The 26,426-nt window shown below is 69.5% G+C and carries 26 protein-coding genes; 11 read left to right on the top strand and 15 right to left on the bottom strand.

What is annotated here, in order from left to right; translation table 11 throughout:
• Positions 1-7: 7 nt before the first annotated feature.
• The 10 genes from pgsA to MNQ95_RS15525 form a co-directional block, all read right to left on the bottom strand.
• Positions 8-646, bottom strand: coding sequence for a CDP-diacylglycerol--glycerol-3-phosphate 3-phosphatidyltransferase (pgsA, locus tag MNQ95_RS15480; RefSeq protein ID WP_162410949.1), 639 nt, complete (start codon positions 644-646; stop codon positions 8-10).
• The gene (gene uvrC, locus MNQ95_RS15485) at positions 643-2,541 is read right to left on the bottom strand and encodes an excinuclease ABC subunit UvrC (RefSeq protein WP_241953404.1); all 1,899 of its coding nucleotides are present in this window, start codon (positions 2,539-2,541) and stop codon (positions 643-645) included. The genes pgsA and uvrC overlap by 4 nt, the downstream gene beginning before the upstream one ends.
• Positions 2,538-3,950 (bottom strand): redoxin domain-containing protein, encoded by a 1,413-nt coding sequence (locus tag MNQ95_RS15490; protein ID WP_241953405.1) that lies wholly within the window; start codon positions 3,948-3,950, stop codon positions 2,538-2,540. Before MNQ95_RS15490 ends, uvrC begins: the two co-directional genes overlap by 4 nt.
• Complete coding sequence (locus tag MNQ95_RS15495; protein ID WP_241953406.1) at positions 3,947-4,435, bottom strand: low molecular weight protein-tyrosine-phosphatase; 489 nt, start codon at positions 4,433-4,435, stop codon at positions 3,947-3,949. The genes MNQ95_RS15490 and MNQ95_RS15495 overlap by 4 nt, the downstream gene beginning before the upstream one ends.
• Complete coding sequence (kdsB, locus tag MNQ95_RS15500) at positions 4,432-5,220, bottom strand: 3-deoxy-manno-octulosonate cytidylyltransferase (RefSeq protein WP_241953407.1); 789 nt, start codon at positions 5,218-5,220, stop codon at positions 4,432-4,434. Before kdsB ends, MNQ95_RS15495 begins: the two co-directional genes overlap by 4 nt.
• 266 nt (positions 5,221-5,486) lie before the next feature.
• Positions 5,487-6,491 (bottom strand): tetraacyldisaccharide 4'-kinase, encoded by a 1,005-nt coding sequence (lpxK, locus tag MNQ95_RS15505; protein ID WP_241953408.1) that lies wholly within the window; start codon positions 6,489-6,491, stop codon positions 5,487-5,489.
• 25 nt (positions 6,492-6,516) lie between these two features.
• Positions 6,517-8,265, bottom strand: a complete 1,749-nt coding sequence (msbA, locus tag MNQ95_RS15510) for a lipid A export permease/ATP-binding protein MsbA (protein WP_241953409.1) — start codon at positions 8,263-8,265, stop codon at positions 6,517-6,519.
• Positions 8,262-8,681, bottom strand: coding sequence for an ExbD/TolR family protein (locus MNQ95_RS15515; RefSeq protein WP_162410942.1), 420 nt, complete (start codon positions 8,679-8,681; stop codon positions 8,262-8,264). The genes msbA and MNQ95_RS15515 overlap by 4 nt, the downstream gene beginning before the upstream one ends.
• Positions 8,682-8,687: 6 nt before the next feature.
• Positions 8,688-9,353 (bottom strand): MotA/TolQ/ExbB proton channel family protein, encoded by a 666-nt coding sequence (locus MNQ95_RS15520; RefSeq protein ID WP_425605683.1) that lies wholly within the window; start codon positions 9,351-9,353, stop codon positions 8,688-8,690.
• 344 nt (positions 9,354-9,697) lie between these two features.
• Positions 9,698-11,938, bottom strand: a complete 2,241-nt coding sequence (locus tag MNQ95_RS15525; RefSeq protein WP_425605747.1) for a DNA internalization-related competence protein ComEC/Rec2 — start codon at positions 11,936-11,938, stop codon at positions 9,698-9,700.
• A gap of 305 nt (positions 11,939-12,243) precedes the next feature.
• Here MNQ95_RS15525 and MNQ95_RS15840 point away from each other — a divergent pair, with 305 nt between their 5' ends.
• The 4 genes from MNQ95_RS15840 to MNQ95_RS15550 all read left to right on the top strand — a co-directional run bounded on the left by MNQ95_RS15840 (position 12,244) and on the right by MNQ95_RS15550 (position 14,521).
• Entirely contained in the window at positions 12,244-13,113 is an 870-nt protein-coding gene (locus MNQ95_RS15840) for an ACT domain-containing protein (RefSeq protein WP_338423329.1), read from the top strand.
• 78 nt (positions 13,114-13,191) lie between these two features.
• Entirely contained in the window at positions 13,192-13,668 is a 477-nt protein-coding gene (locus tag MNQ95_RS15540) for a RidA family protein (RefSeq protein ID WP_241953410.1), read from the top strand.
• A complete protein-coding gene (locus MNQ95_RS15545) occupies positions 13,665-13,985 on the top strand; it encodes an Rdx family protein (RefSeq protein WP_238390389.1) in 321 nt (106 codons plus the stop codon). Before MNQ95_RS15540 ends, MNQ95_RS15545 begins: the two co-directional genes overlap by 4 nt.
• A gap of 293 nt (positions 13,986-14,278) precedes the next feature.
• Positions 14,279-14,521 carry a PspC domain-containing protein gene (locus tag MNQ95_RS15550; protein ID WP_162410938.1) on the top strand — a complete coding sequence of 81 codons (243 nt, stop codon included), beginning with the start codon at positions 14,279-14,281 and terminating at the stop codon, positions 14,519-14,521.
• Between the two features lie 27 nt (positions 14,522-14,548).
• Here the strand turns inward: MNQ95_RS15550 and lolD are convergent, their stop codons facing one another.
• The 5 genes from lolD to MNQ95_RS15575 all read right to left on the bottom strand — a co-directional run bounded on the left by lolD (position 14,549) and on the right by MNQ95_RS15575 (position 18,799).
• Entirely contained in the window at positions 14,549-15,274 is a 726-nt protein-coding gene (gene lolD / locus MNQ95_RS15555; RefSeq protein WP_486660004.1) for a lipoprotein-releasing ABC transporter ATP-binding protein LolD, read from the bottom strand.
• A 10-nt stretch (positions 15,275-15,284) separates the two neighbouring features.
• Positions 15,285-16,526 (bottom strand): lipoprotein-releasing ABC transporter permease subunit, encoded by a 1,242-nt coding sequence (locus MNQ95_RS15560; RefSeq protein ID WP_162410936.1) that lies wholly within the window; start codon positions 16,524-16,526, stop codon positions 15,285-15,287.
• Positions 16,527-16,572: 46 nt separating this feature from the next.
• On the bottom strand, positions 16,573-17,028 hold the full coding sequence (locus MNQ95_RS15565; RefSeq protein ID WP_338015109.1) for a hypothetical protein: 456 nt from the start codon (positions 17,026-17,028) through the stop codon (positions 16,573-16,575).
• The gene (locus MNQ95_RS15570; protein WP_162410934.1) at positions 16,997-17,272 is read right to left on the bottom strand and encodes an FAD assembly factor SdhE; all 276 of its coding nucleotides are present in this window, start codon (positions 17,270-17,272) and stop codon (positions 16,997-16,999) included. Before MNQ95_RS15570 ends, MNQ95_RS15565 begins: the two co-directional genes overlap by 32 nt.
• Positions 17,273-17,464: 192 nt before the next feature.
• Positions 17,465-18,799, bottom strand: a complete 1,335-nt coding sequence (locus tag MNQ95_RS15575; protein WP_162410933.1) for an MFS transporter — start codon at positions 18,797-18,799, stop codon at positions 17,465-17,467.
• A gap of 202 nt (positions 18,800-19,001) precedes the next feature.
• Between MNQ95_RS15575 and cyoA the strand changes: the two genes are divergently transcribed.
• The 7 genes from cyoA (at position 19,002) to MNQ95_RS15610 (ending at position 25,936) form a co-directional block, all read left to right on the top strand.
• Positions 19,002-20,057, top strand: coding sequence for a ubiquinol oxidase subunit II (gene cyoA, locus MNQ95_RS15580; protein ID WP_162410932.1), 1,056 nt, complete (start codon positions 19,002-19,004; stop codon positions 20,055-20,057).
• An 89-nt stretch (positions 20,058-20,146) separates the two neighbouring features.
• On the top strand, positions 20,147-22,120 hold the full coding sequence (gene cyoB, locus MNQ95_RS15585) for a cytochrome o ubiquinol oxidase subunit I (protein WP_425605748.1): 1,974 nt from the start codon (positions 20,147-20,149) through the stop codon (positions 22,118-22,120).
• Positions 22,107-22,754: a cytochrome o ubiquinol oxidase subunit III gene (gene cyoC, locus MNQ95_RS15590; RefSeq protein WP_425501363.1), complete on the top strand. Its 648-nt coding sequence runs from the start codon at positions 22,107-22,109 to the stop codon at positions 22,752-22,754. Before cyoB ends, cyoC begins: the two co-directional genes overlap by 14 nt.
• Complete coding sequence (gene cyoD / locus MNQ95_RS15595) at positions 22,754-23,179, top strand: cytochrome o ubiquinol oxidase subunit IV (protein WP_345779091.1); 426 nt, start codon at positions 22,754-22,756, stop codon at positions 23,177-23,179. Before cyoC ends, cyoD begins: the two co-directional genes overlap by 1 nt.
• A gap of 34 nt (positions 23,180-23,213) precedes the next feature.
• Complete coding sequence (locus MNQ95_RS15600) at positions 23,214-24,050, top strand: SURF1 family protein (protein WP_241953414.1); 837 nt, start codon at positions 23,214-23,216, stop codon at positions 24,048-24,050.
• Positions 24,013-25,395, top strand: a complete 1,383-nt coding sequence (locus MNQ95_RS15605; protein ID WP_241953415.1) for an ATP-binding protein — start codon at positions 24,013-24,015, stop codon at positions 25,393-25,395. The genes MNQ95_RS15600 and MNQ95_RS15605 overlap by 38 nt, the downstream gene beginning before the upstream one ends.
• Complete coding sequence (locus MNQ95_RS15610; protein WP_162410926.1) at positions 25,385-25,936, top strand: response regulator transcription factor; 552 nt, start codon at positions 25,385-25,387, stop codon at positions 25,934-25,936. The genes MNQ95_RS15605 and MNQ95_RS15610 overlap by 11 nt, the downstream gene beginning before the upstream one ends.
• Positions 25,937-26,426 lie beyond the last annotated feature (490 nt).

Raw genomic sequence — 26,426 nt, forward strand, 5'->3', positions numbered from 1 at the left:
GGCGGTGTCAACCGTGTTTGCGCTTTTCTTCGCTCGCCCGGGTCGCTGCGGCCTTTTCGTCGTCGCGCAACGCCGGCCACGCCGCGTGCAGGTACTGGACCCCGGACAACAGGGTGAGCACCGCGGCGATCGCCAGCAACCAGTCGCCGAGGTGGAAAATCCACTCGCCGAGCCAGATGTCGGTCCCGGGGTGCAACGGGTACTTCGGGTTGATCGAATACAGCAGGCACGAAACGGCGACCATCTGCGCGACCGTCTTGATCTTGCCGATCGTCGCGACCTTGACCGTCGCCCGCTGGCCCAGCTCGGCCATCCACTCGCGCAGCGCCGAGACGGCGATCTCGCGACCGACGATCACCGAGGCCCAGAACGCCATCCACGGCGTCGGATGGCCCTGCACGATCAGGAACAGGGCCACGGCCACCATCAGCTTGTCGGCGACCGGGTCGAGGAAGGCGCCGAACGCCGAATACTGGTGGTAACGACGCGCGATCCAGCCGTCGAGCCAGTCGGTCACCGCCGCCAGGATGAACACGGCCGCCGAGGCGAAGTTGGTCCACTTGTAGGGCAGGTAGAACACCATCACCAGCACCGGAATCAGCACGATCCGCAGCAGGGTCAGCCAGGTCGGGATGGTCAACTTCATCGTGTTTCGTTTTGTCCGGGTTCTGCCGGAGGCGCCAGCCCGTGCAGGGTAGCGTAGATGCGCGCGGCCAGGGCGGCGTTGATCCCCTCCACGCGCGCGATTTCCTCTTCGCCTGCCGCCTTCAACCCGCCCAGGCCACCGAAATGGCGCAGCAGCGCGGCGCGCCGGCGAGGGCCGATTCCGGGGATGTCTTCGAGCCGGCTGGTGCTGCGCGCCTTCTGCCGCTTGCCGCGATGCCCGGTGATGGCGAATCGGTGCGCTTCGTCGCGGACCTGCTGGATGAACTGCAGGGCCGGCGACGCGGCACCGGGCCGCAGTTCGCGGCCATCGGCCAGGACCAGGGTCTCGTCACCGGCACGACGCTGCTCGCCCTTGGATACGCCGACCAGCAGCACGCCCTCCACGCCCAGGTCGGCCAGCGCTTCGCGCGCCTGGGCCAGCTGGCCTGCGCCGCCGTCGATCAGCAGCACGTCGGGAAGGATCGCGTTGCTGCCCGGGCTCGACGCGCCGTCACCGGCCTCCAGCGCGCGCCTGAAGCGGCGCTCGATCGCCTGGCGCATGGCCGCGTAATCGTCTCCGGGTTCGATTCCGGTGATGTTGTAGCGCCGGTACTGGTTGCGCACCGGCCCGGCGGGATCGAACACCACGCATGAGGCCACCGTGGCCTCGCCCAGGGTATGGCTGATGTCGAAACACTCGATCCGGGCCGGGACTTCCGCCAGTTCCAGGAGCGCGCGCAGCCCTTCGCTGCGGGCCTGCTGCGCGCCGCGGCTGGCCAGCTCGGTGGCCAGCGCGAGCTGCGCGTTGCGCCGGGCCAGGTCGAGGTAGCCGGCGCGTTCGCTGCGCACGCTGGACTTCAGCGCCACCTTGCGCCCGGCGGTCTCGGCCAGGGCCAGTTCGATCAGGTCCGCGTCGGGGATCGCGCGGTCGAGCACGATCTCCGCCGGCGGCGGCTGCTCGGCGTAGTACTGCGAGACGAACGCGGCCAGCACTTCCTCGGCACTGTCTTCGCCGTTGGTGCGCGGGAAGAAGGCGCGCGTGCCCAGGTTGCGGCCGTCGCGGAACGCCAGCAGCAGCACGCAGGCGGTGCTGCCCTGCATCGCGCAGGCGAGTACGTCCAGGTTGGCGGCATGCCCGTCCACGTATTGCCGGGCCTGCAGTCCGCGCAGGGTCGCCAGCAGGTCGCGCAGGCGCGCGGCCTGCTCGAATTCGAGCCGGGCACTGGCCGCCTCCATCGCCGCGGCCAGCTCCTCGCCCAGCTCGTCGCTGCGCCCTTCCAGGAACAGCGAAGCGCGATGCAACGACTGGGCGTATTCGTCGGCTTCGACCAGCCCCACGCACGGGGCGCTGCAGCGGCCGATCTGGTACTGCAGGCACGGCCGGCTGCGGTTGCGGAACACGCTGTCCTCGCAGCTGCGCAGGCGGAACAGCTTGTGCATCAGGTCCATGGTCTCGCGTACCGCGCCGGCGCTCGCATACGGGCCGAAGTAGCGCCCCGGCACCGCCCGCGGGCCGCGGTGGAAGGCCAGCCGCGGCCACTTCTCCTGCGTCAGCAGCACGTAGGGATAGCTCTTGTCGTCGCGCAGCGAGACGTTGTAGCGCGGCGCCAGCGACTTGATCAGCTGGTTTTCCAGCAGCAAGGCCTCGGCCTCGGTGCGGGTGACCGTGACTTCCATGCGCGCGATCTGCGCGACCATCGCGTGGATGCGCGGCGTCCGCGGGGCGTTGCTGAAGTAGCTGGCGACGCGACGCTTCAGCGCACCGGCCTTGCCCACGTAGAGCAGGCTGCCGTCCGCGGCGTACATGCGGTAGACGCCGGGCGCCGTGCTCAGCTGTGCGACGAACGCCTTGCCATCGAATTCCCCTGCTGCCGTACCGCCCGCCACGTCGTTCATTCGCTGATCGACACGTCTTCCAGGCTGCCGGTGACGATGTCGTAGCGCAGCACGCCGTGTGCGTCGGTCTCGGCGATCCAGACCGAACCTGCGGCGATGGCCAGGCCGGTCGGCCCGTGCAGGCGCCGCGGCAATTCAATCGTGGACAGCTCGCCGCCGCCCAGGCGCAGGGTGCGCAGCGTGCCGTTGCCGCTGTCGGCGATCCACAGCAGCGGAGCATCCGGGCTCAGTGCGATCCCCAGCGGATGTTGCAGGCGTGCGCTGGAACGCGGGCCGTCGGCATCGCCGAAGTCCCATGGCCCCTGCCCCACCAGGGTCTGGACCAGGTCGTTGCGCAGCTGCAGCGAACGCACCGCAGAACCCAGCGCATCGCAGACGTAAACGACCTGCTGCACCGCGGCCAGCCCCGCAGGCTGCGCGAACGCGGCCATCATCGCGTTGCCGTCGCGAAGCTCCAGACGGCCGGAACCGGCCCGCAGGTGCAGTTCGCCGCGGCCCAGGTCGCAACTCCAGATGCGGTTGTCTCCGGCGCTGGCGATATGCACCTGGTTGCCGGCTACTGCCAGGCCCACCGGATGGTTGAGCGGGCTGCGCGCATTGGCCGCGAGCGGACCCTCAACCGGGTCGCCCGGGCGGCCGTTGCCGCACAGCGTGTCGACCTGGCCGGTGCGCAGCTGGATCCGGCGCACGGCGTGGTTGCCGGTGTCGGCGACGTACAGGTATTCGCGCTCCACGGCCAGGCCCTGCGGCCGATTGAACGCGGCCTGGTCGGCGGGGCCGTCCATGAAATCGGCCGTGCCCAGCCCGAACTGGCGCAGGATGCGGCCGCCATGGCTGCATTCCAGGATGCGGTGGTGGCCACTGTCGGCGACGAACAGGCGGTCGGGAGTGGCGGCGATCCCGCAGGGGAATCGCAGCGGCAGGCGCGGCTCAGGCAGCGTCTCGGTCGAAAGCAGGTCCTCGTCCAGCGGCCGCGGCAGGCCCTCGACCAGCGCGAACAGCGCCCGCTCGAGGTCCCCGCCCAGGCCGACGATGCGTTCGCGTTCGCAGCCATCGGCATCGACCAGCAGCAGGGTCGGCCACGCCTCGATGCCATAGCGCTGCCAGGCCGCCCAGTCGGCGTCCAGCAGCACCGGCGAGGCCACGCCAAGCCTGCGCAGCAACTTGAGCGAGCGCTGCGGCACCCTCTCGCTGTCAAAGCGCGGCACCTGGACCACCAGGATCTGGAGCCGGCCGGGGTTGCGCGCCTGCCACTGGGCCAGTTCGGCCAGCCGCTGCGCGCACCAGGCGGACGCGGCGTTGACGAAGGCAAGCACGACCGGGCGGCCGCGCAATTCGTGCAGCGAGGCCGCCGGGGCATTGAGCCAGGGCAGTTCGCGGGGCAGTTCCTGGAGGGGGGCCGCGTTCATGGTCCGATTATGCCTGTCCCGGCCGGCCGGGACAGGCGCGCCACGACCGCCTGTGCCGCTGCATCGACCAGTCGCCAGACCTCCTCGAAGTGGTCCTCGCTTCCGTGGTAGGGATCGGGAACCTCGCCTGCCGGGCTTATCCCGCTCCAGTCCAGCAGCAACACCGCGCGCTCTTCCAGCCCGTCCGGTGCCAGCCTGCGCGCATCGCGCAGGTTGCCGGCGTCGGCGCAGAGCAGCCAGTCGAACTCGTGGAAATCGTCCGCGCGCAGCTGGCGGGCACGCTGTCCGCCGATATCCACGCCGTGCCTGCGCGCACAGGCGATGGCGCGCCGATCAGGGAGTTCGCCGGCATGCCAGCCTCCGGTACCGGCCGAATCGACCTCCACCCGGCCGGACAGCGGCGAGGCCCCGATGCGCGCGCGCAATGCCCCTTCCGCAAGCGGCGAACGGCAGATATTGCCCAGGCACACCACGAGCAGCTTCATGCCGTCCGAGGCGCCGTGCCGGCCAGGCGCGCTTCGGCGCGTTCCAGGTCCTCGGGCGTATCGACCCCCGGCGGGAACGGCTCGGGCGCCAGCGCCACCGCGATCCGGTACCCGGCCTCGAGCACGCGCAACTGTTCGAGTGATTCGACCTGCTCCAGCAGACCCGGCGGCATCCGCGAGAACGCCTGCAGGAACCCGGCGCGGTAGGCATAGATCCCGATATGGCGCAGCCAATGGCCGCCCTCGGGCAGGACATCGCGGTCGCGGGCGAAGGCGTCGCGCGGCCATGGCAGCGGCGCGCGGCTGAAGTACAGCGCATCGCCCGAGGACGCGCGGACCAGCTTGACCGTGTTCGGATCGAACAGCGTCCGCGCATCGGTCACCGGCTCGGCCAGGGTGGCCATCGGTGCGCCGCTGGCGGCCAGCACGCGGGCCACCTCGCCGATGCCACTGGCCGGCGCGAACGGCTCGTCGCCCTGCAGGTTGACCACGATGGTGTCGTCGCCCCACCCCGCGATCGTCGCGCATTCGGCCAGCCGGTCGGTGCCCGAGGCGTGGTCGGGGGACGTCATCGCGACGCGCACGCCGGCGGTTCCGTCCATCGCATCGGCCACGCGCGCGTCGTCGGTGGCCAGCCACACCTCGCGCGCACCGGCGGCCAGTGCGCGGCGCGCGACATGCAGCACCAATGGTTCGCCGCCGAGCAGGCGCAATGGCTTGCCCGGCAGCCGGCTGGCGGCATAACGGGCCGGGATGGCAACCACGAATCCGTTTGCGGGGTCCATGCAGTGCTCCCTGTCGAGGCGCCCATTGTAGGAGCGCAGTCCGGCCCGCGACAGCGAAGGCCTCGGCGGACACCGCGCCCATCGGTTGCGGCAAACCAGTGTCGCGGTCGTGCCCCGCACAGCGTCCGTGGCATGGCTGTTTGTAGGAGCGGGCATGACCGCGACACCGAGGTGGTCGGAGCCTTCAGGGGACGTCGCCCTTGCCGGCGGCGCCGGTGTCGCGGTCATGCCCGCTCCTACGGAGGGCGGTCGCGATACACCAGGAGTCAGCGCAGGCGCGCGAGCCGGTCCAGCAACGCCACCCAGAAGGCCGCGGGCAACTCGGCATCGACCGGGATCGAGAAACAGCGCGCATCGGCGAACGGGGCGCACTTGACCGCATCCTTCTCGGTCATCAGCACCGGCAGGTCGTTGCCGAACTGCAGGTCCTCGACGCGATAGGCGTGGTGGTCGGCGAACGCGTGCGGCACCACGCCCACGCCCAGGGCACGCAGCATGTCGAAGAAGCGTTGCGGGTTGCCGATGCCAGCGACCGCGTGCACGCGAATGCCGATGTAGGAGGCCAGCGCGCGGGGACGCCCGCCGGCGATCGGTACCGCTGCGCGGGCGTTCAGCTGCATCGGCCACTCGCCGAAACCGGTACCGACCTCCCCGCCCCCGTGCCCGAGGTTGACCACCCGGAAGTCGCAGCAGCGCCCGCGCTCGACCGGTTCGCGCAAGGGACCGGCCGGCAGCAGCCGGGCGTTGCCGTAGCGACGGGCGCCGTCGACCACCTCGATCTCGATGTCGCGTGCCAGCCGGTAGTGCTGCAGGCCGTCGTCGCAGACCACGATGTCGCAGCCGGCTTCGGCCAGCGCACGCGCGGCGGCGGCGCGATCGCGATCCACGCGCACCGGCACGGCCAGCCGGCGCGCGACCAGGACGGGCTCGTCGCCACCCTCTTCGGGCGAAGTTTCCGCCGTCACCCAGCGCGCCGTGCCCTCGTCCTTGCGACCGTAGCCACGGCTGGCCACGCCCGGACGCCAGCCGGCGTCGCGCAGCTTCTGGACCACCGCGATCGTCAGCGGCGTCTTGCCGGCGCCGCCCGCGGCCAGGTTGCCGATCACGATCACCGGCACGTCCGTGCGGCGCTGACGCAGCAGGCCGCCGCGGTACAGGCGCCTGCGCAAGCCGGTGACCCCGGCATAGACCGGTGCCAACAGTTGCGCCCACCACGGCACCGCCGCGTCGCCGAACCACCAGGCCGGCGTCTTTGGAGCGCCCTTGCTCATCCTTTCCTTCCCTTCCGTGGCCCCATCAGGCCCTGCGTTCGCGGAACTGCATGCCGTGCAGGTGCGCGTAGAGTCCACCGGCGGCCATCAGTTCGGCGTGACTGCCGCGTTCCACCAGGCGGCCGTGGTCCAGCACCAGCACCTGGTCGGCGTGCTCGATGGTCGACAGCCGGTGCGCGATCACCAGCGTGGTGCGGTCTGGCATCAGGCGTTGCAAGGCATTCTGCACCAGCCGCTCCGATTCGTTGTCCAGCGCGGCCGTCGCCTCGTCCAGGATCAGTACCGGCGCATCGCGCAGGATCGCGCGGGCGATCGCCAGGCGCTGGCGCTGGCCGCCGGACAGCAAGGCGCCGTTCTCGCCGATGGGCGTCTCCAGGCCGTGCGGCAGGCGTTCGATGAACTCCCAGGCGTTGGCCGCCTCGGCCGCCGCGCGGATCGCTTCGTGGCTGGCCTGGCCGCCATAGGCGATGTTGGCCGCGACGGTGTCGTCGAACAGCATCACCTTCTGCCCGACCAGGGCGATCTGCCGGCGCAGGTCGGCCATGCGGTAGTCGTGCAGCGGCACGCCATCGAGGGTGATGCTGCCGCTGCTGGGTTCGTAGAAACGCGGCACCAGCCGCACCAGGCTGGTCTTGCCGCTGCCCGAGCGGCCGACGATGGCGGTGACCGTGCCCGGCCGTGCGCTGAAGCTGATGTCGTCCAGGGCGAACCCGGGCTGGTCGCGGTAGCGCAGGCTGACGTTGTCGAAGACCAGTTCACCGCGGGCGCGGGCGAGGCTGCGCGTACCGGTGTCGGCCTCTTCTTCGGCATCCAGGATCGCGAACAGTCGCTCGGACGCGGCCACGCCGCGCGCGATCGCGGTCTGCACGCTGGTGATCCGGCGCAGCGACGGGATGATGCCCATCATCGCGGTCATCAGGCTGATGAACTGGCCGGCATTGAGGCGCCCGGCCAGGGCTTCCCGGGTGGCGACCGCCACGATCAGCGCCAGCGCGATCGCGGCCAGCAGCTGGACCAGGCCCGACGCCGCCGCGCGGGTGGTCTCCACCTTCATGTTCAGGCCGAGGATGCTGTTGGCCAGGACCGAATAACGCGAGATCTCCAGCGCCTGTGCGCCGTGGATCTTGACGTCCTGCTGCGCGGCCAGCGACTGCTCGGCACTGGCCGCCATCCGGCCCATGCCGTCCTGGATGCCGCCGCTGATCCGCCGATAGCGCTTGCCCACGTACCAGACGATCACGCCGATCAGCGGGGTGATCAGCAGCATCGCCAGGGTCACCTTGACGCTCATGTAGAGCATCAGCGCCAGCAGGTAGGCGATGGTCAGGCTGTCGGTGACCAGGGTCTTGAGCGCCTCGGAACTGGCCTGGGTCACCTGCTCGGTGTCGAAGTTCAGCCGGCTGACCATCACCGGCGTGGACTCGATGTCGAACTGGGTCGATGGCAGGCGCAGGTACTTGGCCAGGACCTGCTCGCGCAGGTCGCGGACCACGCTGCGGCCGGTGCGGGCCATGCCGTAGTCGGTGACGAAGGTGGCCACGCTACGCAACACGAACAGGCCGACAATGGCCAGCGGCAGCAATACCGCCATCTGCGGTTCGGGCTTGACGAAGCCGCGGTTGGTCAGCGGCTCCATCAGCCAGATGAAGGCCGCGCCGGCACCCGCTTCGATCAGCATGCCGACCAGCGCGGCGCCGAGGAACAGGCGGTAATGCGCCGCGTAACCGAGCAGGCGCCTGTAGATCGGCCAGACCGGCGGTCGCGGTTCGCTCAAGACTGCGGCTCCGGCGCGGTGGCGATCGCGATGCGGCGGAACCCCAGCTGGGCGAGCGCGTCCTGCGCGGTGACCACGGCCTGGTACGGGGTGCGCGCGTCGGCGCGCAGCATCACCGCCTGGTCGCGATCGTCGCCCGCGGCCTCCACGATCGCCTGCTTGACCGCCTCGATGCCGGTGCGCAGCACTTCACGCTCGCCGATGAAATAGCGGCCATCGGCATTGACCAGGATGTTCAGGGTCTGCGCCGGCGGCGGCGCCTGCGCGCTGGCTACCGGCAGCTGCAGCTGCAAGGTCGAGCGAACATCGAACGTGGTGGTGATCACGAAGAAGATGATCAGCACCAGGATCACGTCGATCAGGGGGACCAGGTCGATCCCCGGCTCGTCGTAGGCACGCTGGTCGCGGATGCGCATGGCGGATCAGTCGCGCAGCGGGGCGGCGGGCGTCGGGCGCGCGGCCGCGACGCGTGCGGCGGCGGCCTGGGCGACGGCGGAGGCCGGTTGCACCGCGGCGGTGCGCGAATTGTCCAGGGCGTCCAGCAGCGACGTCGCTTCCTGCTCCATTTCGATCACGTAGCCGGCGATGCGGCTGCGGAAGAAGCGATGGAACATCAGCGCCGGCACCGCGATGATCATGCCGGTGGCGGTGCACACCAGCGCCTTGCCGATGCCGCCGGCCAGCTGGTTCACGTCACCCAGCCCGTGGTCGAGGATGCCCAGGAACATCTGGATCATGCCAACCACCGTGCCCAGCAGGCCCAGCAGCGGGCCGGCCGAGGCGATCGTACCCAGCGCGCTGAGGAACTTCTCCATCTTGAACACCAGGTGGCGGCCGGTGTCCTCCAGGCGCTCGCGGATCACGTCACGCGGCTTGTGGCGCACGTCCAGCGCGGCGGCCAGCAGCGCACCCAGCGGCGAGTTGCGGCGCAGGGATTCGATGTGGGCCGGGTCGAGCTGGCCACGCGCCGCCCAGGTGCGCACCTCGCTCCCCAGCTTCGGCGGCATGACCTCGGCCCGGCGCAGGCTCCAGAGCCGTTCCAGGATGATCGCCAGGGCCGCCACGCCCAGCAGCAGCAACGGCAGCATCGGCCATCCACCGGCTTTTACCAGCTCCCACACCTGAACCACCTCCGGCACCGGGCCGCTTGCGACGAGCCGCTAGGATGACGGCAAACGCGACCCGGACGCCAGCCCGTGCTGCCGGGAACGGGGAACCGCGCACGTTCCCCCGCCCGGTCGCATGGCCTCCGGTCGACGCTCAACCACGCGCGGAAGTGTTGCCGTAGCACGGGTTGCACCCAGCGAACGCCGCCGTCGCGGGCCCGACATTCCATCCGCCAGAATGTCCCGGTCGCGCCCAGCCCACCGACTGGAAAGGCACCTGGCGTGCCTCGCCCCAGGCAGCGACCCGCCCCGGCGGACAGCCGCACCTAGGGAGGCGGGCCGGGCCGGTCCCACAGGCGACGGCGCCACGCGCGGCGTTCACGTACCGATATGCCGCCCTCGTCGACCCAGATCCGGATGGCGCCCGAATGCGATGTCGCCAGCACTTCAGCGCCCTGCCGCTGCCAGCGCCGCACCACCTCCGGTCGCGGGTGACCGAAGCGATTGCCATGGCCGGCCGCGACCACCGCCACGCGTGCGCCCGTGGCGGCGATGAACGCGGCCGATGAAGAGCCACCACTGCCGTGGTGCGGAACCAGCACCACGTCCGCGCGCAGCAACCCCGGTTCGCGCAACAGGCGACGCTCGACGACCTCGCCGATGTCGCCGGGCAACAACACCGCGCCGTGCAGCGAAGCGATCCGCAGCACGCAGCTGGCCTCGTTGCCCAGATAGGGAAAATGCACGGGCGGATGCAGGAAGGCGAACTCGACCCCGTCCCAGCTCCAGCGGCGGCCCGCTTCGCATGCCCCCTGCGCCGCCACCGGTGCGCGCGCAGGCGCCAGCGAAACGGACACCGGCATGCCGCGCTGCACCGCAGGCCAACCACCGGCATGGTCCTGGTCGGCATGGCTGAGCACCACGCGATCCAGACTGGAAACGCCCAGTGCGCGCAACGCGGGCAGGACCGCGCGCTCGCCGGCGTCGTAACCGTCGCGGATGGCCGGACCGGCGTCGTAGAGCAGTGCATGGTTGCGGGTGCGTACCAGGACCGACAGGCCCTGCCCCACATCGATCACGTTCAGTTCGACGGCGCCCGGCGCTGGCAGGTCGCGCGGAGGCCACAACAACGGCAGCCACAGCAGCAGCGCCAGCGGCCGGCCCGGCAATCCGCGCGGCAGCAGCCACCAGAACGCGCCAAGCAGCGCCAGCGGCAGCGCCCAGGCGCGGCCCTCGGGTAACCACACCAGTGCAAAGGGACTGGCCGCCATCCGCTCGAAGACTGCCCAGCTCGGCTCGAAGCAGGTGGCGGCCAGGCGCCAGGCCCATGTACCGGCGCCTGCGTGCAAGGCTTCCAGCGCGGTACCCAGCAACGACAGCGGCACCACCACCAGGCTCCACCACGGCACCGCCAGCAGGTTGGCCACCGGTCCCGCCAGCGATGCCTGCAGGAACAGCACCGCACCCAGCGGCAACAGGCCAAGCGTGGCCACGCCCTGTGCGGCGAAGAAGTCGCGCAGCAGGTGGCGCTCCCCGCCCTGCGCCGGCAGGCACCACACCAGCCAGGCCACGCCGGCAAAACTCAGCCAGAACCCGGACTGCAGCACCGCCAGCGGATCGACCAGCAGCATGGCCAGCAGGGCCAGCGCCAACGCCTGCCATGCATCCAGCGGCCTTCGCACCAACCGCGCAGCGGCCACCACCGCGATCATCAGTGCGGTGCGGACGGTCGGCAATGCGAAACCGGCCACCGCCGCGTAGCCTGCGGCACCGAGCACCGCCGCGACCGCCGCAGCCTGGGGCCGTGGCCAGCGGCGGCCCAGTGCCGGCCACAGCCACCACGCGGCCATCGCCAGCCACGCCGCGAATCCGGCCACCAGCCCGACATGGAAGCCGGAGATGGCGACCAGATGGGTCAGCCCGACCGCCCGCAGCGTTTCCCAGTCGGTATCGGCCAGCCCGCGCGTGTCGCCCAGCGCCAGCGCCCGGACGAAACGCGAAGACGATGAAGGCACCGACCCGGCAATGCGTCCGGCCATCGCATCGCGCCAGGCATCGATGCCCGCTGCGGGCGCGAGTTCCCGTGCCAGGTGTGGCGAACGCACGTAGCCGGTGGCCGCGATCCTCTGCGCCAGCGCATGCCGCCCGGCATCGAACCCGCCCGGGTTGGCCAGCCCGCGTGGCGCACGCAGCCGGGCCTGGAACTGCCAGCGCGAACCGGGCTGCAGCGCCATGCGCGGCCCCGCCTCGCGCGCGCCGAAGTCGTCGTACCAGGCCAGTTGCAGCCGGCGACCGCGCAGCGGCGGCGGCACGCTGTCGTCCGCATCGACGACGAACTGGAAGCGCGTGCGTCGTACTTCGTGTTGCGGCAGGTCCAGCACCCGCCCACTCAGGCCCACTTCCCGCCCTTCCAGTTCCGGCGGCAGCCAGCCGGCCAGCGCCCAGCCAGCGCCCAGTGCGGCCCAACCCGCGCCGGCCAGCAGTGCGCCGACGGCCCGGCCGTTCCACCTCCATGCCCACGCCGGCAACCCCACGACCAGCAGGCCCCAGAGGGCCGGCACGGGCAACAGCCAGGGCAACCCCAGCACCGCAACCGCGCCGGCAAGCAGGCCGGCCGCGCAACCCGGGCCGAACGGATGCGGGCATGGGCGTACCGGCGCGGCGCTTTCGCATGGTTCCGTACGGGCTTCCCCCGTGGCGACACTTGATGGCAGAGAGGACATGCCGGCACGACCCCGGAGGCGTTGCGTCCATCCTGTTCGCCCGCGCGACCGCCGCCGATAGGTGAAGCTGGATCGCGACGGTAGGATTTCTCCACCAGGTGGGGCGACCGCCAGCCAGGCGGCCGCTCGACCGAATCGCAAGGACTGCAATGCGACCCGGCAACGAACTGCAGGTTCTGCTTGCGCACATGCGCCCGGAACTCGAGCCCGGCCGCTACGCGTTCGTTGCCCTGCCGCCGGGCACTGGCCTGGACCCTGCCCATGTCGTGGCTTCGATCCGCGAGCCCGAAGGACTTTCGGTGGTCGTCGAAGAGCGCATCGCCAGGGAACTCGGCCTGCAGGTCGCCTTCACTGCCGCCTGGATCACCCTGCGTGTCCAATCCGACCTTGCGGCGGTCGGCTTCACTGCCGCATTCTCGCGGGCACTGGGCCAGGCCGGGATCAGCTGCAACGTGGTCGCAGGCGTACGCCACGACCATCTGTTCGTGCCGTTCGACCAGGCACGGCAGGCGCTGGACGCACTGGATGACCTGTCGCGGTCCGCCGGAGCCGCCAATCGGGTCGAACCGTTCCGGCCCCATCGGGCGGACCGGGATCCGGACGCCGGCGCACACCAGGAACTTCGCCAGGAGCCTGCCATGGACCGCGTGACCGGACTCGGGGGAATCTTCTTCAGGGCCAGGGATCCGGAGGCACTTCGTGCCTGGTACCGGACCCACCTCGGCATCGACGTGCAGAGCTGGGGCGGCACTGCGTTCCGCTGGGTCGATGGCAACGACGTGCCCATCGGCGGCACCACCGTGTGGTCGATCGGCGGCGGGGAATCCTTCGCGCCGGGCACGGCCTCGTTCATGGTCAACTACCGCGTAGCCGACCTCGACGGACTGCTCGCCCTGCTTCGCGAAGAAGGTTGCGAAGTAATAGATGCGAGCGGCCCCTCCGAATTCGGGAAGTTCGGTTGGGTCCTGGACCCGGAAGGCAACAAGATCGAACTGTGGCAACCGCCGGAAGGCCGATAGCGGCCTGCTGTGCGACCCGGTTCACGGTCATGCTCCGGTCCCCGTTTCCCTGCAACACCCCTTCGGACGACGCACGACATGAGATTCCTGGCCTTCCTCCTCGGCATGCTCGCCCTCGCACCTGTCGCCCCGGCCGCCGACGCCGAACCCCGTGCGCGGGTCGAGTTCCTCAACTCCGGCAAGGTGATGCCCGCGAGCCTGCCTTTCTCCGAGGCGGTGCGCGTCGACGACTCGCTCTACCTGTCGGGCCAGATCGGTATCGAACCGGGGACGATGAAACTGGTCCCCGGCGGCCTGGAGGCGGAGACGCGACAGACCCTGGACAACATCCGGACCACGCTGGAAGCGCACGGGTTCGCCATGGGCGACCTGGTCAAGTGCACGGTGATGCTGGCCGACATGTCGGGCTGGAATTCCTTCAACACGATCTACCGCGGCTACTTCAGCGGCGGCCGCTATCCGGCGCGCAGTGCATTGGGGACGAGCGGCCTGGCCCTGGGCGCGAAGGTCGAACTGGAATGCATGGCCGTGGCCGGTGCAGGCGGGCCGCGGTGAGCGGTCCTTCGACCGGCAGCCCGCCCCTGCCCCATCGCATCGAGATCGAATACTGCACCCAGTGCCGCTGGCTGCTGCGTGCGGCATGGATGGCGCAGGAACTGCTGACGACTTTCGATGGCGAAGTCGCCGAGCTGGTGCTGCGGCCGGGCACGGGCGGCGTATTCGAGGTACGCGCCGATGGCCACCTCGTGTGGTCGCGAAGCGATGAGGGACGCTTCCCCGACATCGTCGAACTCAAGCAGCGCGTCCGCGATGCCATCGCGCCCGGGCGCGACCTGGGCCACGTCGATCGCGCGGGGCCACGCGTGGACTGATCGCTCCACGCCTACCTGCACTGCCGACACGCGACCGTGCCTTCATCTTCCGACCATGGCGTGCCATGAAAAAAAAGCGGCACCTGCGCGGGGGCGAGCGCGGCGGCGGTTAACGCTTCGTGCTGATCGCGGAGTACGCCAAGGAACTCCACCACCGCGCCCGCACCCGCGCGGCGACATCGTCCTGGAGTCGGAATAATCCGACGCATGCCGCGGCATCGGCCTATGGCGCACGTGCGTCATGCAGCGTCATCCTCGGGCCTGGCAACTCCACCCAGCCCAGGGAAGAACCGATGACGTGGGATATGCAGGACCTGTGCAAGTCCTCGCGCGATGTCTGGCTGAGCGGGGTCTGCGGCGGCCTGGGCGAGCACACGCCGCTGCCCTCGTGGCTGTGGCGGACGATCTTCGTCGCGACGACCATCGGAATCGGAGTGGGCTTCGTCGCCTACATCGCACTATGGATATTCATGCCCAGGACGCCGAAAGCGTCCGCACCCGCTTCCATCGACGCAGGCGACCGGCCGCCGCTGTAGCGCGGCGCGGTCATGCCCGCGCACCGCTCAGTCCGGCTGCACGTCCTGCGGCGCCACCTCGCGCAGCTTGCCTTCGTGCAGCTCCAGCACCCGGTCCAGGCGGCGTGCCAGGCGGCGGTCGTGGGTGACCAGGACCAGGCTGGTGCGCTGGGCGCGGTTGAGCTCGAGCATCAGCGCGAACACGGTCGCAGCGGTCTTCTCGTCCAGGTTGCCGGTCGGCTCGTCGCCGAGCACGCAGGCCGGGCGGTTGACCAGCGCGCGTGCCACCGCGGCACGCTGGCGCTCGCCACCGGACAGTTCGCCCGGCTTGTGCGCGAGGCGATGACCCAGGCCGACCGACTCCAGCAACGCGCTGGCGCGCTGGCTGGCTTCGGCCACTTCGCCGCCGGCCAGCAGCACCGGCATCATCACGTTCTCGAGTGCCGTGAACTCCGGCAGCAGGTGGTGGAACTGGTAGACGAAGCCCAGCGCGCGGTTGCGCAGGCGACCACGCTGGCTGTCGGAAAGCGAAGACATCTTGTGCCCGGCGACATAGACCTCGCCCGCGCTGGGCGTGTCCAGCCCGCCGAGCAGGTGCAGCAGCGTGCTCTTGCCCGCGCCGGACGCGCCCACGATCGCCACGGTCTCGCCCGCGGCCACGCGCAGGTCCAGGCCGTCGAATACGTGGGTATTCAGCTTGCCTTCGGCGTAGGTCTTGCCCAGGCCCTCGGCGCGCAAGGCCTCGCCTTCGGCATGCATGGGTGCGGAATCCATCGGGCTGGCCTCATTCATAGCGCAAAGCCTCCGCCGGCTGGGTGCGTGCGGCGCGCCAGGCCGGGTAAAGCGTGGCCAGGAAGCTCATCAGCAAGGCGACCACCAGCGTGGCGACGACATCCGGGGTCTGCATGTCGGTCGGCAGACCGGTGATGTAGTAGACGTCCTCCGGCAGCAGGGTGACGTTGAACAAAGCCTCGATGCCATCGAGGATCCGCTCGAGGTTCCAGGTCAGGGTCACCCCGCCCACGAAGCCGAGCACGGTGCCGATGATCCCGATCAGCGTGCCCTGGACCATGAACACCTGCATCACCCCTCCCGGGGTCAGGCCCAGCGTGCGCAGGATGGCGATGTCGGCCTGCTTGTCGGTGACCAGCATCACCTGCGAGTTCACCAGGGTGAAGGCGCCCATCAGGATGATCAGCGACAGGAGGATGCCCATCACCGTCTTTTCCATCTTCAGCGAGTGGTAGAGGTTGGCGTTCTCGCGGGTCCAGTCGCTGACCCGGTAGAAGCCGGGCAGTTTCAGCGCCAGGTCGCGAGCCACCTCGTAGGCCTGGTTCATGTCGTGCAGCATCAGGCGCACGCCGCTGGCGCCGTCCATGCGAAGGACGCGCTGCAGGTCGCCCATGTGGACCACGGCCAGGCCGCGGTCGATGTCGTTGTAGCCGGCCTCGAACACCCCGCTGACGGTGAAACGCTTGTAGCGCGGGATTGCGCCGACGGGCGACCCCTGGAACTCGGGCAGCATCACGGTGACCGGGTCGCCCACGTCCACGCCCAGCCACAACGCCAGTTCCTGGCCGAGCAGGATGTTGTACGAACCTTCGGTGAGCGAGTCGGCCGAGCCCCGCTTCATCTTCTGCGACAGCACCGACACCTTTTCCTCCAGGGTCGGCTCGATGCCGCGCACCATCGCCGGCTGCTTGCGCGGGCCCGACAGCAGCGCCTCGGTCTCGATGAACGGTGCGGCGCCGGAGACGCGCGGATCCTGCCCGGCCACCTCCAGCGCATGCCTCCAGTCCTGCATCGGCACCCCGTCGGCCACCACCGTGGCGTGGGCGGCGAACTGGAGCAGGCGGTCGCGGATCTCCTTCTGGAAGCCGCTCATCACCGCCATGGTGGTGATCAGCACGGTCACGCCCAAGGCGATGCCGAGGATCGAGGCCAGCGAGATGAAGGAGATGAAGCCGTTGCGGCGCTTGGCCCGCAGGTAACGCAGGCCGATGGCCACTTGCACGGGTTTGAACATGGGCCTTCGGGGTCCGTGGCCGGCTCACCCCGGCGTTCGATGGCGACTATGGTGCCATCGGCCGGTCGTGGCGCGAAGCCGCGCGCGCTGCGGCGGCCAGCCGCAGTTCACGCCGCAGCGGCGGTGGCAGCGTGTCCGGCCACCAGACCAGGCGTTCGCTGCGGCCGTCACGATCCACGAGGTGGATGAAGGCCAGCGGACCACGCCACGCGATCCGGCAGGCAGGCATCGGTCGCCCATCGAGCGTGTCCGGCGGCCTGTGCGGCCCGTGCGACGCGGTGCCTGCGGCCAGGACCAGCCTTCGCGGCGCCCTGCCCGCCTCGCGCCGCGCGCTCCACAGGCCGTAGCCGCCGGCGGCCATGGCCAGCGGCCAGGCCAGCGCAGGTGGCAGGTCCGAGCCGAGCACCGACAGCGGCGCCAGGCAGGCGAAGATCAGCAGCGCGGCCAGCAGCCAGCGCGAGGGACGCCATTCAAGCCGGCAGGGCGCGGATGTGGGCGACAAGGGCTGACAGTTCCGCATCCGGGCAGGCCTCGTAGCCCATGAACCAGCGCCACAACTTATCGTCCTCGCAATCCAGAAGGCGTAGGAAAACCCCGCGCTCGGCGTCGGTCGCAGCCGGATAGTCGCGTGCGAGCCAGCGCTCGAACAGCTGGTCCAGTTCGCGCATGCCGCGGCGGCAGCGCCAGCGGATGCGGCGCAGGTCGGCGGCGGGATCGGCTTGCAGGTCGGTGTGCGTGTCCGTCATCCGCCAATTGTAGGATCTGGGGCCCCTGCGCGGCACAACGACGCGACCGCCCAGTGCCACACAACCCGTGGTCGCGACCGACGGGGCCACCATCGGCGTCGGAAACGGTGCTGGCAGGGCGCCGCGCAGCACCCGCGGTATCCAGCCGTCGGAAAGCCCGCTACGCCGCGCGCATGGCGCGGACGACCCGGATCAGCCGCGAGCCACTTCGCGCTGCTTCAGCCAGCGGTTGAACAGCAGCGCCGCCAGCGTGGCCAGCGCGCCCGAAAGCAGGTACAGGCCGACGTACGGCAGGCCGAAGTGAGCGCACAGTCCCAGCGCCACCAGCGGCGCGAACGCGGCACCGATCAGCCACGCCAGGTCGGTGGTCAGCGCCGCGCCGGTGTAGCGGTAGCGCGAACCGAAGTTGCGGGTCACCGCACCTGACGCCTGGCCATAGGACAGGCCCAGCAGCAGGAAGCCCAGCAGCATGAACACCTGCTGCGCGCCCGGACCGCCGCCAAGCAGGGTCGGCGCGAAACCGCTGAACATCGCGATCGCCAGCGCGGTCGCGCCCAGGGTCGGCACGCGGCCGAAGCGGTCGGCGATCACGCCCGACGCGAGCATGCCGCCGATGGCGAGGAATCCACCGACCACCTGCACCATCAGGAAGCGGCTGATGTCCTGCTGGGTGAACAGCTGGATCCAGGACAGCGGGAAGATGGTGACGATGTGGAACATCGCGTAGCTGGCCAGCGCGGCGAACGCACCGATGAACACGTGGCGCCCCTTCTCGCGGAACAGCTCGGCGACCGGCACCGGCTCCAGCTCGCGCTCGCCCATCTGCTGCGCGTACTCGTGGGTGACCACCAGGCGCAGGCGCGAGAACAGCGCGACCACGTTGATCGCGAACGCGGCGAAGAACGGATAGCGCCAGCCCCAATCGTAGAAGTCGTCGTTGGACAGGCTCGAGTACAGGAACGCAAACAGCGATGCGGCGACGATGAAGCCCACCGGCGCGCCGAGCTGGCCGAGCATCGCGTACCAGCCACGGCGGTGCTTGGGCGCATTCAACGCCAGCAGCGAGGGCAATCCGTCCCAGGAGCCGCCCAGGGCGACGCCCTGGCTGCAGCGGAACATCGCCAGCAGCACGATGGCCGCCGCGCCGATCTTCCCGTAGCCGGGCAGGAACGCGATGCCGGCGGTGCTGGTGCCGAGCAGGAACAGCGCGGCGGTCAGCTTGGTGCCGCGGCTCCAGCGCTCCTGGATCCACAGGAACAGCACCGTGCCCAGCGGCCGGGTGACGAACGCCAGCGCGAACACCGCGAACGAATACAGCGTCGCCTGCAAAGGTTCGGCGAAGGGAAAGAACACCTTCGGGAACACCAGCGCCGAGGCGATGCCGTACACGAAGAAGTCGAAGTACTCGGACGTGCGGCCGATGACCACGCCCACGGCGATCTCGCCGGGAGCGACATGCGCATGCGCGCCGGAATCCTGGCCGTGGACGGAGACGGTGGAACTGCTGGACGCGGGGGTCGAGGACATCGCGGGGGGGCTGTGCTGAGGCCTGCGTGAGAGGCTACACCGGTCCGTGTGGCGGGCGTGCAGCCGCCGCCGGGCCGGGTGGCGGCGGTACAGAGTCCCACCATTCCCACGGGGGGGCCATAGGACAAAACGCCCAATCGTGGCGTTCACGGAGCGGGAGTAGAGTGGCACCTCGCTGCGCCCCCACCAGCCGCCTATTCAGATGCCTTCCTTCACGCCCCTGCGCCGCCTGCTGATGGCCGCCGCCCTGGCCCTGCCATTGGCCGGCTGCAACACGATCCTGCTCAATGCCCCGGGCGACATCGCCCGCCAGCAGGGCAACCTGATCATCGTCTCGACGCTGCTGATGCTGATCATCATCGTCCCGGTGATCGCGTTGACGCTGTTCTTCGCCTGGCGCTATCGGGCAGCCAACAAGGACGCTACCTACAAGCCGGACTGGGACCATTCCCTGCAGCTGGAACTGGTGATCTGGGCCGCGCCGTTGCTGATCATCATCGCGCTGGGCGCGATCACCTGGATCAGCACCCACACCCTGGACCCATACCGGCCGCTGGACCGCATCGCCGAGGGCCGGCCGGTCCCCGAAGGCACCGAACCGCTGGTGGTCGAGGTGGTGGCCCTGGACTGGAAGTGGCTGTTCCTCTATCCGGAACAGGGGATCGCCACGGTCAACGAACTGGCCGCCCCCGTCGATCGGCCGATCCTGTTCAAGCTCACCTCTTCCACGGTGATGAACGCGTTCTACGTCCCCGCGCTGGCCGGCATGATCTACACCATGCCCGGCATGCAGACCGAACTGAACGCGGTGATGAGCACGCCCGGCGACTATGAAGGCTTCTCGTCCAACTACAGCGGCGCGGGCTTCTCCGGCATGCGCTTCCGCTTCCATGCGCTGGACCAGGGCGGCTTTGACGAGTGGGTCACCACGGTGCGCGCCGGCGGCAAGCTCGACCGCGAGGCGTACCTGGTGCTGGAGAAGCCCAGCGAGCGCGAGCCCGCGCAGCACTTCGGCCAGGTCGAAGGCGGCCTGTACGAGGCCATCCTCAACCGCTGCGTGGATCCGCGCCGGATGTGCATGCACGAGATGATGGCCATCGACGCCGGCAACGGCCCAGGCCGCAGCGGCATGGAAGGCCTGGAGCAGCGTCGCACCGGCGACCTGCGCGGGCGCCGCTACGTGCAGTCGGCGATGTGCGCATCCACCGACGCACCCGCGCCCGGCCTGACCACTGCCCTCTACCGCAATTCGCCCTGAACCCTGCGCCTGCCGCCCGCGTGGCGGCCTGACGACGGAAGTCCGAACACATGTCCTCGCCGCACTCCACCTCCGCGCCCCACAACCCGCTGACCGGCTACCTGGGCTGGGAGTCGTTCCCCCTGCACGACCCGGTGATCCTGTCGGCCTTCATCGGCACCGCGGTCGCGGGCATCGCGATACTGGCGCTGATCACCCGCTACAAGCTGTGGGGCACGCTGTGGCGTGACTGGTTCACCAGCATCGACCACAAGAAGATCGGCATCATGTACATGGTGCTGGGCATCGTGATGCTGCTGCGCGGCTTCGCCGACGCGCTGATGATGCGCATGCAGCAGGCCATGGCCTTCGGCGACAACCTGGGCTACCTGCCGCCGCACCACTACGACCAGGTGTTCACCGCCCATGGCGTGATCATGATCTTCTTCGTGGCCATGCCCCTGGTCACCGGCCTGATGAACTACCTGGTGCCGCTGCAGATCGGCACCCGCGACGTCGCCTTCCCGTTCCTCAACAACTTCAGCTTCTGGATGACCACCGCCGGCGCGGTGCTGGTCATGCTGTCCCTGTTCGTGGGCGAGTTCGCCAAGACCGGCTGGCTGGCCTACCCGCCCCTGTCGGGCATCGACTACAGCCCCGATGTGGGCGTGGACTACTACATCTGGGCCCTGCAGATAGCCGGCCTGGGCACGTTGTTATCGGGCGTCAACCTGATCGTGACCATCGTCAAGATGCGCGCACCGGGCATGACCCTGATGCGCATGCCGGTGTTCACCTGGACGGCGCTGTGCACCAACGTACTGATCGTGATCAGCTTCCCGGTGCTGACCGCGGTGCTGGCCCTGCTCGCCCTGGATCGCTACGTGGGGACCAACTTCTTCACGAACGACCTCGGCGGCAACCCGATGATGTACGTGAACCTGATCTGGATCTGGGGCCATCCGGAGGTCTACATCCTGATCCTGCCGGTGTTCGGCGTGTTCTCGGAGATCGTGGCGACCTATTCGGGCAAGCGCCTGTTCGGCTACAGCTCGATGGTCTACGCCACGGTGGTCATCACCATCCTGTCCTACCTGGTATGGCTGCACCACTTCTTCACCATGGGCTCGGGCGCCAGCGTCAACTCGTTCTTCGGCATCACCACGATGATCATCTCGATCCCGACCGGGGCGAAGATCTTCAACTGGCTGTTCACCATGTACCGCGGCCGCATCCGCTTCGAGGTTCCGATGCTGTGGACGATGGGCTTCATGGTCACCTTCGTCGTCGGTGGCATGACCGGCGTTCTGCTGGCGGTGCCGCCGGCCGACTTCGTCCTGCACAACAGCCTGTTCCTGGTCGCCCACTTCCACAACGTGATCATCGGCGGCGTGGTGTTCGGCCTGTTCGCCGGCATGACGTTCTGGTTCCCGAAGGCGTTCGGCTTCAAGCTCGACGACTTCTGGGGAAAGATGTCGTTCTGGTTCTGGCTGGCCGGCTACTGGTTCGCCTTCACCCCGTTGTACGTGCTGGGACTGATGGGCGTGACCCGGCGCGTGAGCCACTTCACCGACCCCTCCCTGCAGATCTGGTTCCAGATCGCCGCGTTCGGCGCCGTGCTGGTGGCGATCGGCATTGCCAGTTTCCTGATCTGCATCTTCGTCAGCTTCCGCAAGCGCGAACAGCTGCGCGACGTGACCGGCGACCCGTGGGATGCGCGCAGCCTGGAGTGGTCCACCTCCTCGCCGCCGCCCGAGTACAACTTCGCCTTCACCCCGGTCGTGCACGACAACGACGCCTGGTGGGACATGAAGCAGCGCGGCGCGGCGCGCCCGCGGTCCGGCTTCCTGCCGATCCACATGCCGAGGAACACCGCCGCCGGCGTGGTCCTGGCCGGCCTGAGCACCGTGCTCGGCTTCGCCCTGATCTGGCACATCTGGTGGCTGGTGATCGCCTCGTTCGCCGCCACCCTCGTCGCCGCCATCGTCCACAGCTTCAACTACAAGCGCGACTACCACATCCCGGCGCAGACCGTGGCCCGGACCGAGGAGCAGCGCACCGCCCTGCTGGATGCCCATGTCTGACGCCACCACCCTGCCCCTGACCGGCGCCGCCGCGCCCGGCGAGCCGCTGCGGTTCTACGACCTGTCCGGCGATCACCACCCGCAGCAGGGCACCCTGCTCGGCTTCTGGCTGTACCTGATGAGCGACCTGCTCATCTTCGCCTCGCTGTTCGCCGTCTACGGGGTGCTCGGCCGCAACTTCGCCGCCGGCCCGACCGGCGCGGACCTGTTCGACCTGCCGCTGGTGGCGATCAACACCGCGATGCTGCTGTTCTCCTCGATCACCTACGGCTTCGCCATGCTGTCGATGCAGCGTCGCCACATCCCCGGCGTGCTGGCCTGGCTGGCGATCACCGGCCTGTTCGGCCTGGCCTTCCTGGGCATCGAGCTGTACGAGTTCTCGCACATGATCCACCAGGGCGCAGGCCCGCAGCGCAGCGCGTTCCTGTCCGCGTTCTTCGCCCTGGTCGGCACCCACGGCCTGCACGTCACCTTCGGCATCGTCTGGCTGGTGGTGCTGATGGTGCAGGTGCAGCGCCATGGCCTGCACGCGGCCAACCAGCGGCGGCTGCTGTGCCTGTCGATGTTCTGGCACTTCCTGGATGTCGTCTGGATCGGCGTCTTCACCTTCGTCTACCTGATGGGAGTGCTGTGATGAGCCTGCCCAGTGATCCGCACGCACGCCACGACTCCGCGCACGGCCCCGCACACGACGAGCATGGCGGCGAGCACGGCCCGCACGTGGAAGCCGCGCACGGCTCGATGCGCGACTACGTCACCGGCTTCATCCTGTCGGTGATCCTCACCGCGATCCCGTTCTGGCTGGTGATGGACGGGGTCATCGCCGACCCGGGGACCACCGCGCTGGTGATCCTGGGATTCGCGGCGGCGCAGATCGTGGTGCACATGGTCTATTTCCTGCACATGAACCCGCGCTCGGAGGGTGGCTGGAACATCCTGGCGTTGATCTTCACCACGGTATTCGTGGTGATCATCCTGGCCGGTTCGATGTGGGTGATGCACCACATGAACAAGAACATGATGCCGATGTCGCCCCACGAGGCGCGGATCCAGCCCTGATCACGGCCAGCCACGGCATGCCCTGCACGCGGACATGAGCACCCGGCAACTTCCGCCGCGGTCGTCGCACGCCAGCGGCGAGGTACCGCGCCCGCCGCGCAGCCCGCTCGCGGCGAGCGTGCTGGTCGTCGCGTTCATCGCCGGCTTCCTGCTGTTCGCCGCGCTCGGCGCCTGGCAGGTGCAGCGCCTGGGCTGGAAGCACGACCTCGTCGCGCGGGTGGACGCGCGCATCCACGCCCCCGCCGAGCCGGCGCCTGATGCCGCCGCATGGGCCGCCAGCACACCGAAGGACCAGGAGTACCGCCACGTGGTCCTGCACGGTGCGTGGCTGCCGGGCAAGGACACCCGCGTACAGGCGGTGACCGAGGCCGGCGCCGGTCGCTGGCTGCTGCGCCCGCTGCGCAGGGAGGATGGCAGCGTCGTGCTGGTCAACCTGGGCTTCGTCCCGGAAGACTGGCCGTTGCCCGAGCCGCCTTCCGGCCGGGCCGCGGTGACCGGGTTGCTGCGCCTGTCCGAACCCGGGGGCGGCTTCCTGCGCCAGAACGTGCCGGCAGCGGAGCGCTGGTACTCCCGTGACGTCGAAGCGATCGCGCTCCACCGCGGGCTCGCGCCGGCAGCCCCCTGGTTCGTCGATGCCGATGCCGCTTCCGCCACGCAGGCCGGCACGCCATGGCCCCGTGGCGGTTTGACGGTGGTACGGTTCCGCGACAACCACCTGGGCTATGCGCTGACCTGGTTCGCGCTGGCCCTGCTGGTGGCCGGCGGCGGCTGGCGATTCGCGGTCGAGGAGCGCCGGATCCGCCGCCGCTGGCGCCAGCACACGGAGTCCACGGATGCCCCAGGAACAAGCGCCGGTCCCCGGCACCGATAAACGCCAGGCGATCGAGTCCGCGCGCACCGACACCACCCGCGGTGCGGGCATCCGCAGCATGCAACAGCTGATCCAGCTGCGCTGGATCGCCATCGTCGGCCAACTCGCCACCATCGCGTTCGTGCACTTCGTCCTCGGCATCCATCTGCCGCTGGTGTCCATGCTCACCGTGGCCGGGGGGCTGGCGGCGTTCAACCTGGCCAGCCTGGTGTTCTGGCGGCCGCGCCAGGAGGTTGGCGATGCGGTCCTGCTGGTCGCGCTGCTGGTCGACGTGGCCGCGCTGACCGCGCAGCTGCACCTCAGTGGCGGCATCACCAATCCGTTCGTCTTCCTCTACCTGCTGCAGGTCGCCCTGGGCGCGGTGCTGCTGCCGGCCTGGGCGGGCCGCGTCGTGGTCGCGGCCAGCTGCGTGGGCGTCCTCTACCTGGTGGCATCGCCCGGACCCGTCACCCTCGCAGCGGACCCTGCGCGCGGCATCGCCGATCCCTACGTGCAGGGCCTGCTCGCGTGCTTCCTGCTGACCACGGTGCTGGCGGCAGTATTCATCGGGCGCATCGCGCGGATCCTGCGCGACCGCGACGCGCGCCTGGCAGACCTGCGCCAGCAGGCGGTCGAGGAAGAGCACATCGTGCGCATGGGCCTGCTCGCATCCGGCGCGGCGCACGAGCTGGGCACGCCGCTGGCGACCCTGTCGGTGCTGCTGGGCGACTGGCGACGGATGGAGCCGTTCACCTCGCACCCCGACCTCCAGCAGGACCTGGACGAAATGCAGACCCAGCTCGTGCGCTGCAAGAGCATCGTCACCGGCATCCTGCAGTCGGCGGGCGATGCGCGCGGCGAGGCCCCGGCCCACACCACGCTGGCGGTGTTCCTGGATGAACTGGTCAGCGAATGGAGCGCCACCCGGCCGGTGGAAACGCTGGACTACCGTCGCGAGCTCGATGCCGACGTGCCGATCGTGTCGGACTCGGGCCTCAAGCAGATGATCAACAACATCCTCGACAACGCGCTGGAGGCGTCGCCGCAATGGGTCGGCCTCGATGTGACCCGCGAAGGTGAGGACGGCGAAGTACTGCGGCTGAAGGTGAGCGATTCCGGAACGGGGTTCACCGCCGGCACCCTGGCCGATTTCGGCAAGCCCTACAATTCGAGCAAGGGCCGGCCAGGCGGTGGCCTGGGCCTGTTCCTTTCGCTCAACGTCGCACGCAGCCTCGGCGGCCGTCTTACCGCCAGCAATCGCGTCCCGAACGGGGCCTCGGTGGTGCTGGAACTCCCGCTGGCCTCGCTGGCACTGCCAGGCGACGCCGCGGGCGAGAACGACCTGGACGATGCCGATGACGAATGACCCTCCTGCCGCGCTACGCCGCCTCCTCGTCGTCGAGGACGATGCCGCGTTCGCACGCACGCTGTTGCGCTCGTTCGAACGGCGCGGCTACGAAGTGCGCCACGCGACCAGCCAAGCCGAACTGGAGGAGGTGCTGCGCGACTTCGCTCCGGCTTATGCGGTGGTGGACCTGAAACTGGCCGGCGGCAGTTCCGGCCTGGCCTGCGTGCAGGCGCTGCACGCGCACGATGCCGACATGCTGATCGTGGTGCTGACCGGTTACGCGAGCATCGCCACGGCGGTGGAGGCAATCAAGCTCGGCGCCTGCCATTACCTGGCCAAACCCTCCAACACCGACGACATCGAGGCCGCGTTCGGCCGCGCCGGGGGTAACGTGGAAGTCGCGCTGGGCGAGCGCCAGAGCTCGATCAAGACCCTGGAGTGGGAACGCATCCACGAGGTGTTGGCCGAGACCGGCTTCAACGTTTCCGAAACCGCGCGTCGACTGGGCATGCACCGGCGCACGTTGGCGCGCAAGCTCGGCAAGCAGCAGGTCAAGTAGCGGGCGCGCGGGTCTGCCTCGAGCGCATCGATTCACGCAAGAAGCACCCGCCAAAAAGGCCGCTCTTTCAATTGGTCGTGTCGCCAGGCGCGAGGCCTCCTGGCGCGAATGTCCCCCGGCGCCGGCCTGCGGCCGACGCCTCCTCCTTTATTTCTCCCCGGAAGGCCTCATACCCGACGATCCGGCCGTGGCGTATTACTCATGGGAAGCGACACCTTCGCCCAAGCCCTGGCCAGCCTCGTTCGAAACCCCGCGCTGAAGCAAGCTCGACTCCCCGAGCCTCGACCTGGCATGCGGACCCCAGAAGCGAAATCAAGGAGGAGGCAGCCGCGCAAGCGGATGCCGGGGGACATTCGCTGGCGGGGTCCGCATGCCGGGGCGAGGCCGTTCGGTTCGCGACACCCGCTCGCACGCAATTTCGACCACCACCCGAGGCTGCGTATCGCGACCCATGAGGACCAAAAAAAGGCCCGGCATTGCCGGGCCTTTC

This window comes from Pseudoxanthomonas daejeonensis (genome assembly GCF_022637495.1).
Lineage (GTDB): Bacteria > Pseudomonadota > Gammaproteobacteria > Xanthomonadales > Xanthomonadaceae > Pseudoxanthomonas > Pseudoxanthomonas daejeonensis.

Bases quoted from the DNA above. Each gene is read 5' to 3' on its own strand.
- MNQ95_RS15605 (WP_241953415.1), top strand. From the start codon at position 24,013: ATGCCCCAGGAACAAGCGCCGGTCCCCGGCACCGATAAACGCCAGGCG.
- MNQ95_RS15570 (WP_162410934.1), bottom strand. From the start codon at position 17,272: ATGACGGACACGCACACCGACCTGCAAGCCGATCCCGCCGCCGACCTG.
- MNQ95_RS15495 (WP_241953406.1), bottom strand. From the start codon at position 4,435: ATGAAGCTGCTCGTGGTGTGCCTGGGCAATATCTGCCGTTCGCCGCTT.
- MNQ95_RS15515 (WP_162410942.1), bottom strand. From the start codon at position 8,681: ATGCGCATCCGCGACCAGCGTGCCTACGACGAGCCGGGGATCGACCTG.
- MNQ95_RS15600 (WP_241953414.1), top strand. From the start codon at position 23,214: ATGAGCACCCGGCAACTTCCGCCGCGGTCGTCGCACGCCAGCGGCGAG.
- lolD (WP_486660004.1), bottom strand. From the start codon at position 15,274: ATGGATTCCGCACCCATGCATGCCGAAGGCGAGGCCTTGCGCGCCGAG.
- cyoA (WP_162410932.1), top strand. From the start codon at position 19,002: ATGCCTTCCTTCACGCCCCTGCGCCGCCTGCTGATGGCCGCCGCCCTG.
- MNQ95_RS15575 (WP_162410933.1), bottom strand. From the start codon at position 18,799: ATGTCCTCGACCCCCGCGTCCAGCAGTTCCACCGTCTCCGTCCACGGC.
- MNQ95_RS15840 (WP_338423329.1), top strand. From the start codon at position 12,244: ATGCGACCCGGCAACGAACTGCAGGTTCTGCTTGCGCACATGCGCCCG.
- MNQ95_RS15540 (WP_241953410.1), top strand. From the start codon at position 13,192: ATGAGATTCCTGGCCTTCCTCCTCGGCATGCTCGCCCTCGCACCTGTC.
- MNQ95_RS15520 (WP_425605683.1), bottom strand. From the start codon at position 9,353: ATGCTGCCGTTGCTGCTGCTGGGCGTGGCGGCCCTGGCGATCATCCTG.
- MNQ95_RS15610 (WP_162410926.1), top strand. From the start codon at position 25,385: ATGACGAATGACCCTCCTGCCGCGCTACGCCGCCTCCTCGTCGTCGAG.
- cyoD (WP_345779091.1), top strand. From the start codon at position 22,754: ATGAGCCTGCCCAGTGATCCGCACGCACGCCACGACTCCGCGCACGGC.
- MNQ95_RS15550 (WP_162410938.1), top strand. From the start codon at position 14,279: ATGACGTGGGATATGCAGGACCTGTGCAAGTCCTCGCGCGATGTCTGG.
- lpxK (WP_241953408.1), bottom strand. From the start codon at position 6,491: ATGAGCAAGGGCGCTCCAAAGACGCCGGCCTGGTGGTTCGGCGACGCG.
- MNQ95_RS15490 (WP_241953405.1), bottom strand. From the start codon at position 3,950: ATGAACGCGGCCCCCCTCCAGGAACTGCCCCGCGAACTGCCCTGGCTC.
- pgsA (WP_162410949.1), bottom strand. From the start codon at position 646: ATGAAGTTGACCATCCCGACCTGGCTGACCCTGCTGCGGATCGTGCTG.
- uvrC (WP_241953404.1), bottom strand. From the start codon at position 2,541: ATGAACGACGTGGCGGGCGGTACGGCAGCAGGGGAATTCGATGGCAAG.
- MNQ95_RS15560 (WP_162410936.1), bottom strand. From the start codon at position 16,526: ATGTTCAAACCCGTGCAAGTGGCCATCGGCCTGCGTTACCTGCGGGCC.
- cyoC (WP_425501363.1), top strand. From the start codon at position 22,107: ATGCCCATGTCTGACGCCACCACCCTGCCCCTGACCGGCGCCGCCGCG.
- kdsB (WP_241953407.1), bottom strand. From the start codon at position 5,220: ATGGACCCCGCAAACGGATTCGTGGTTGCCATCCCGGCCCGTTATGCC.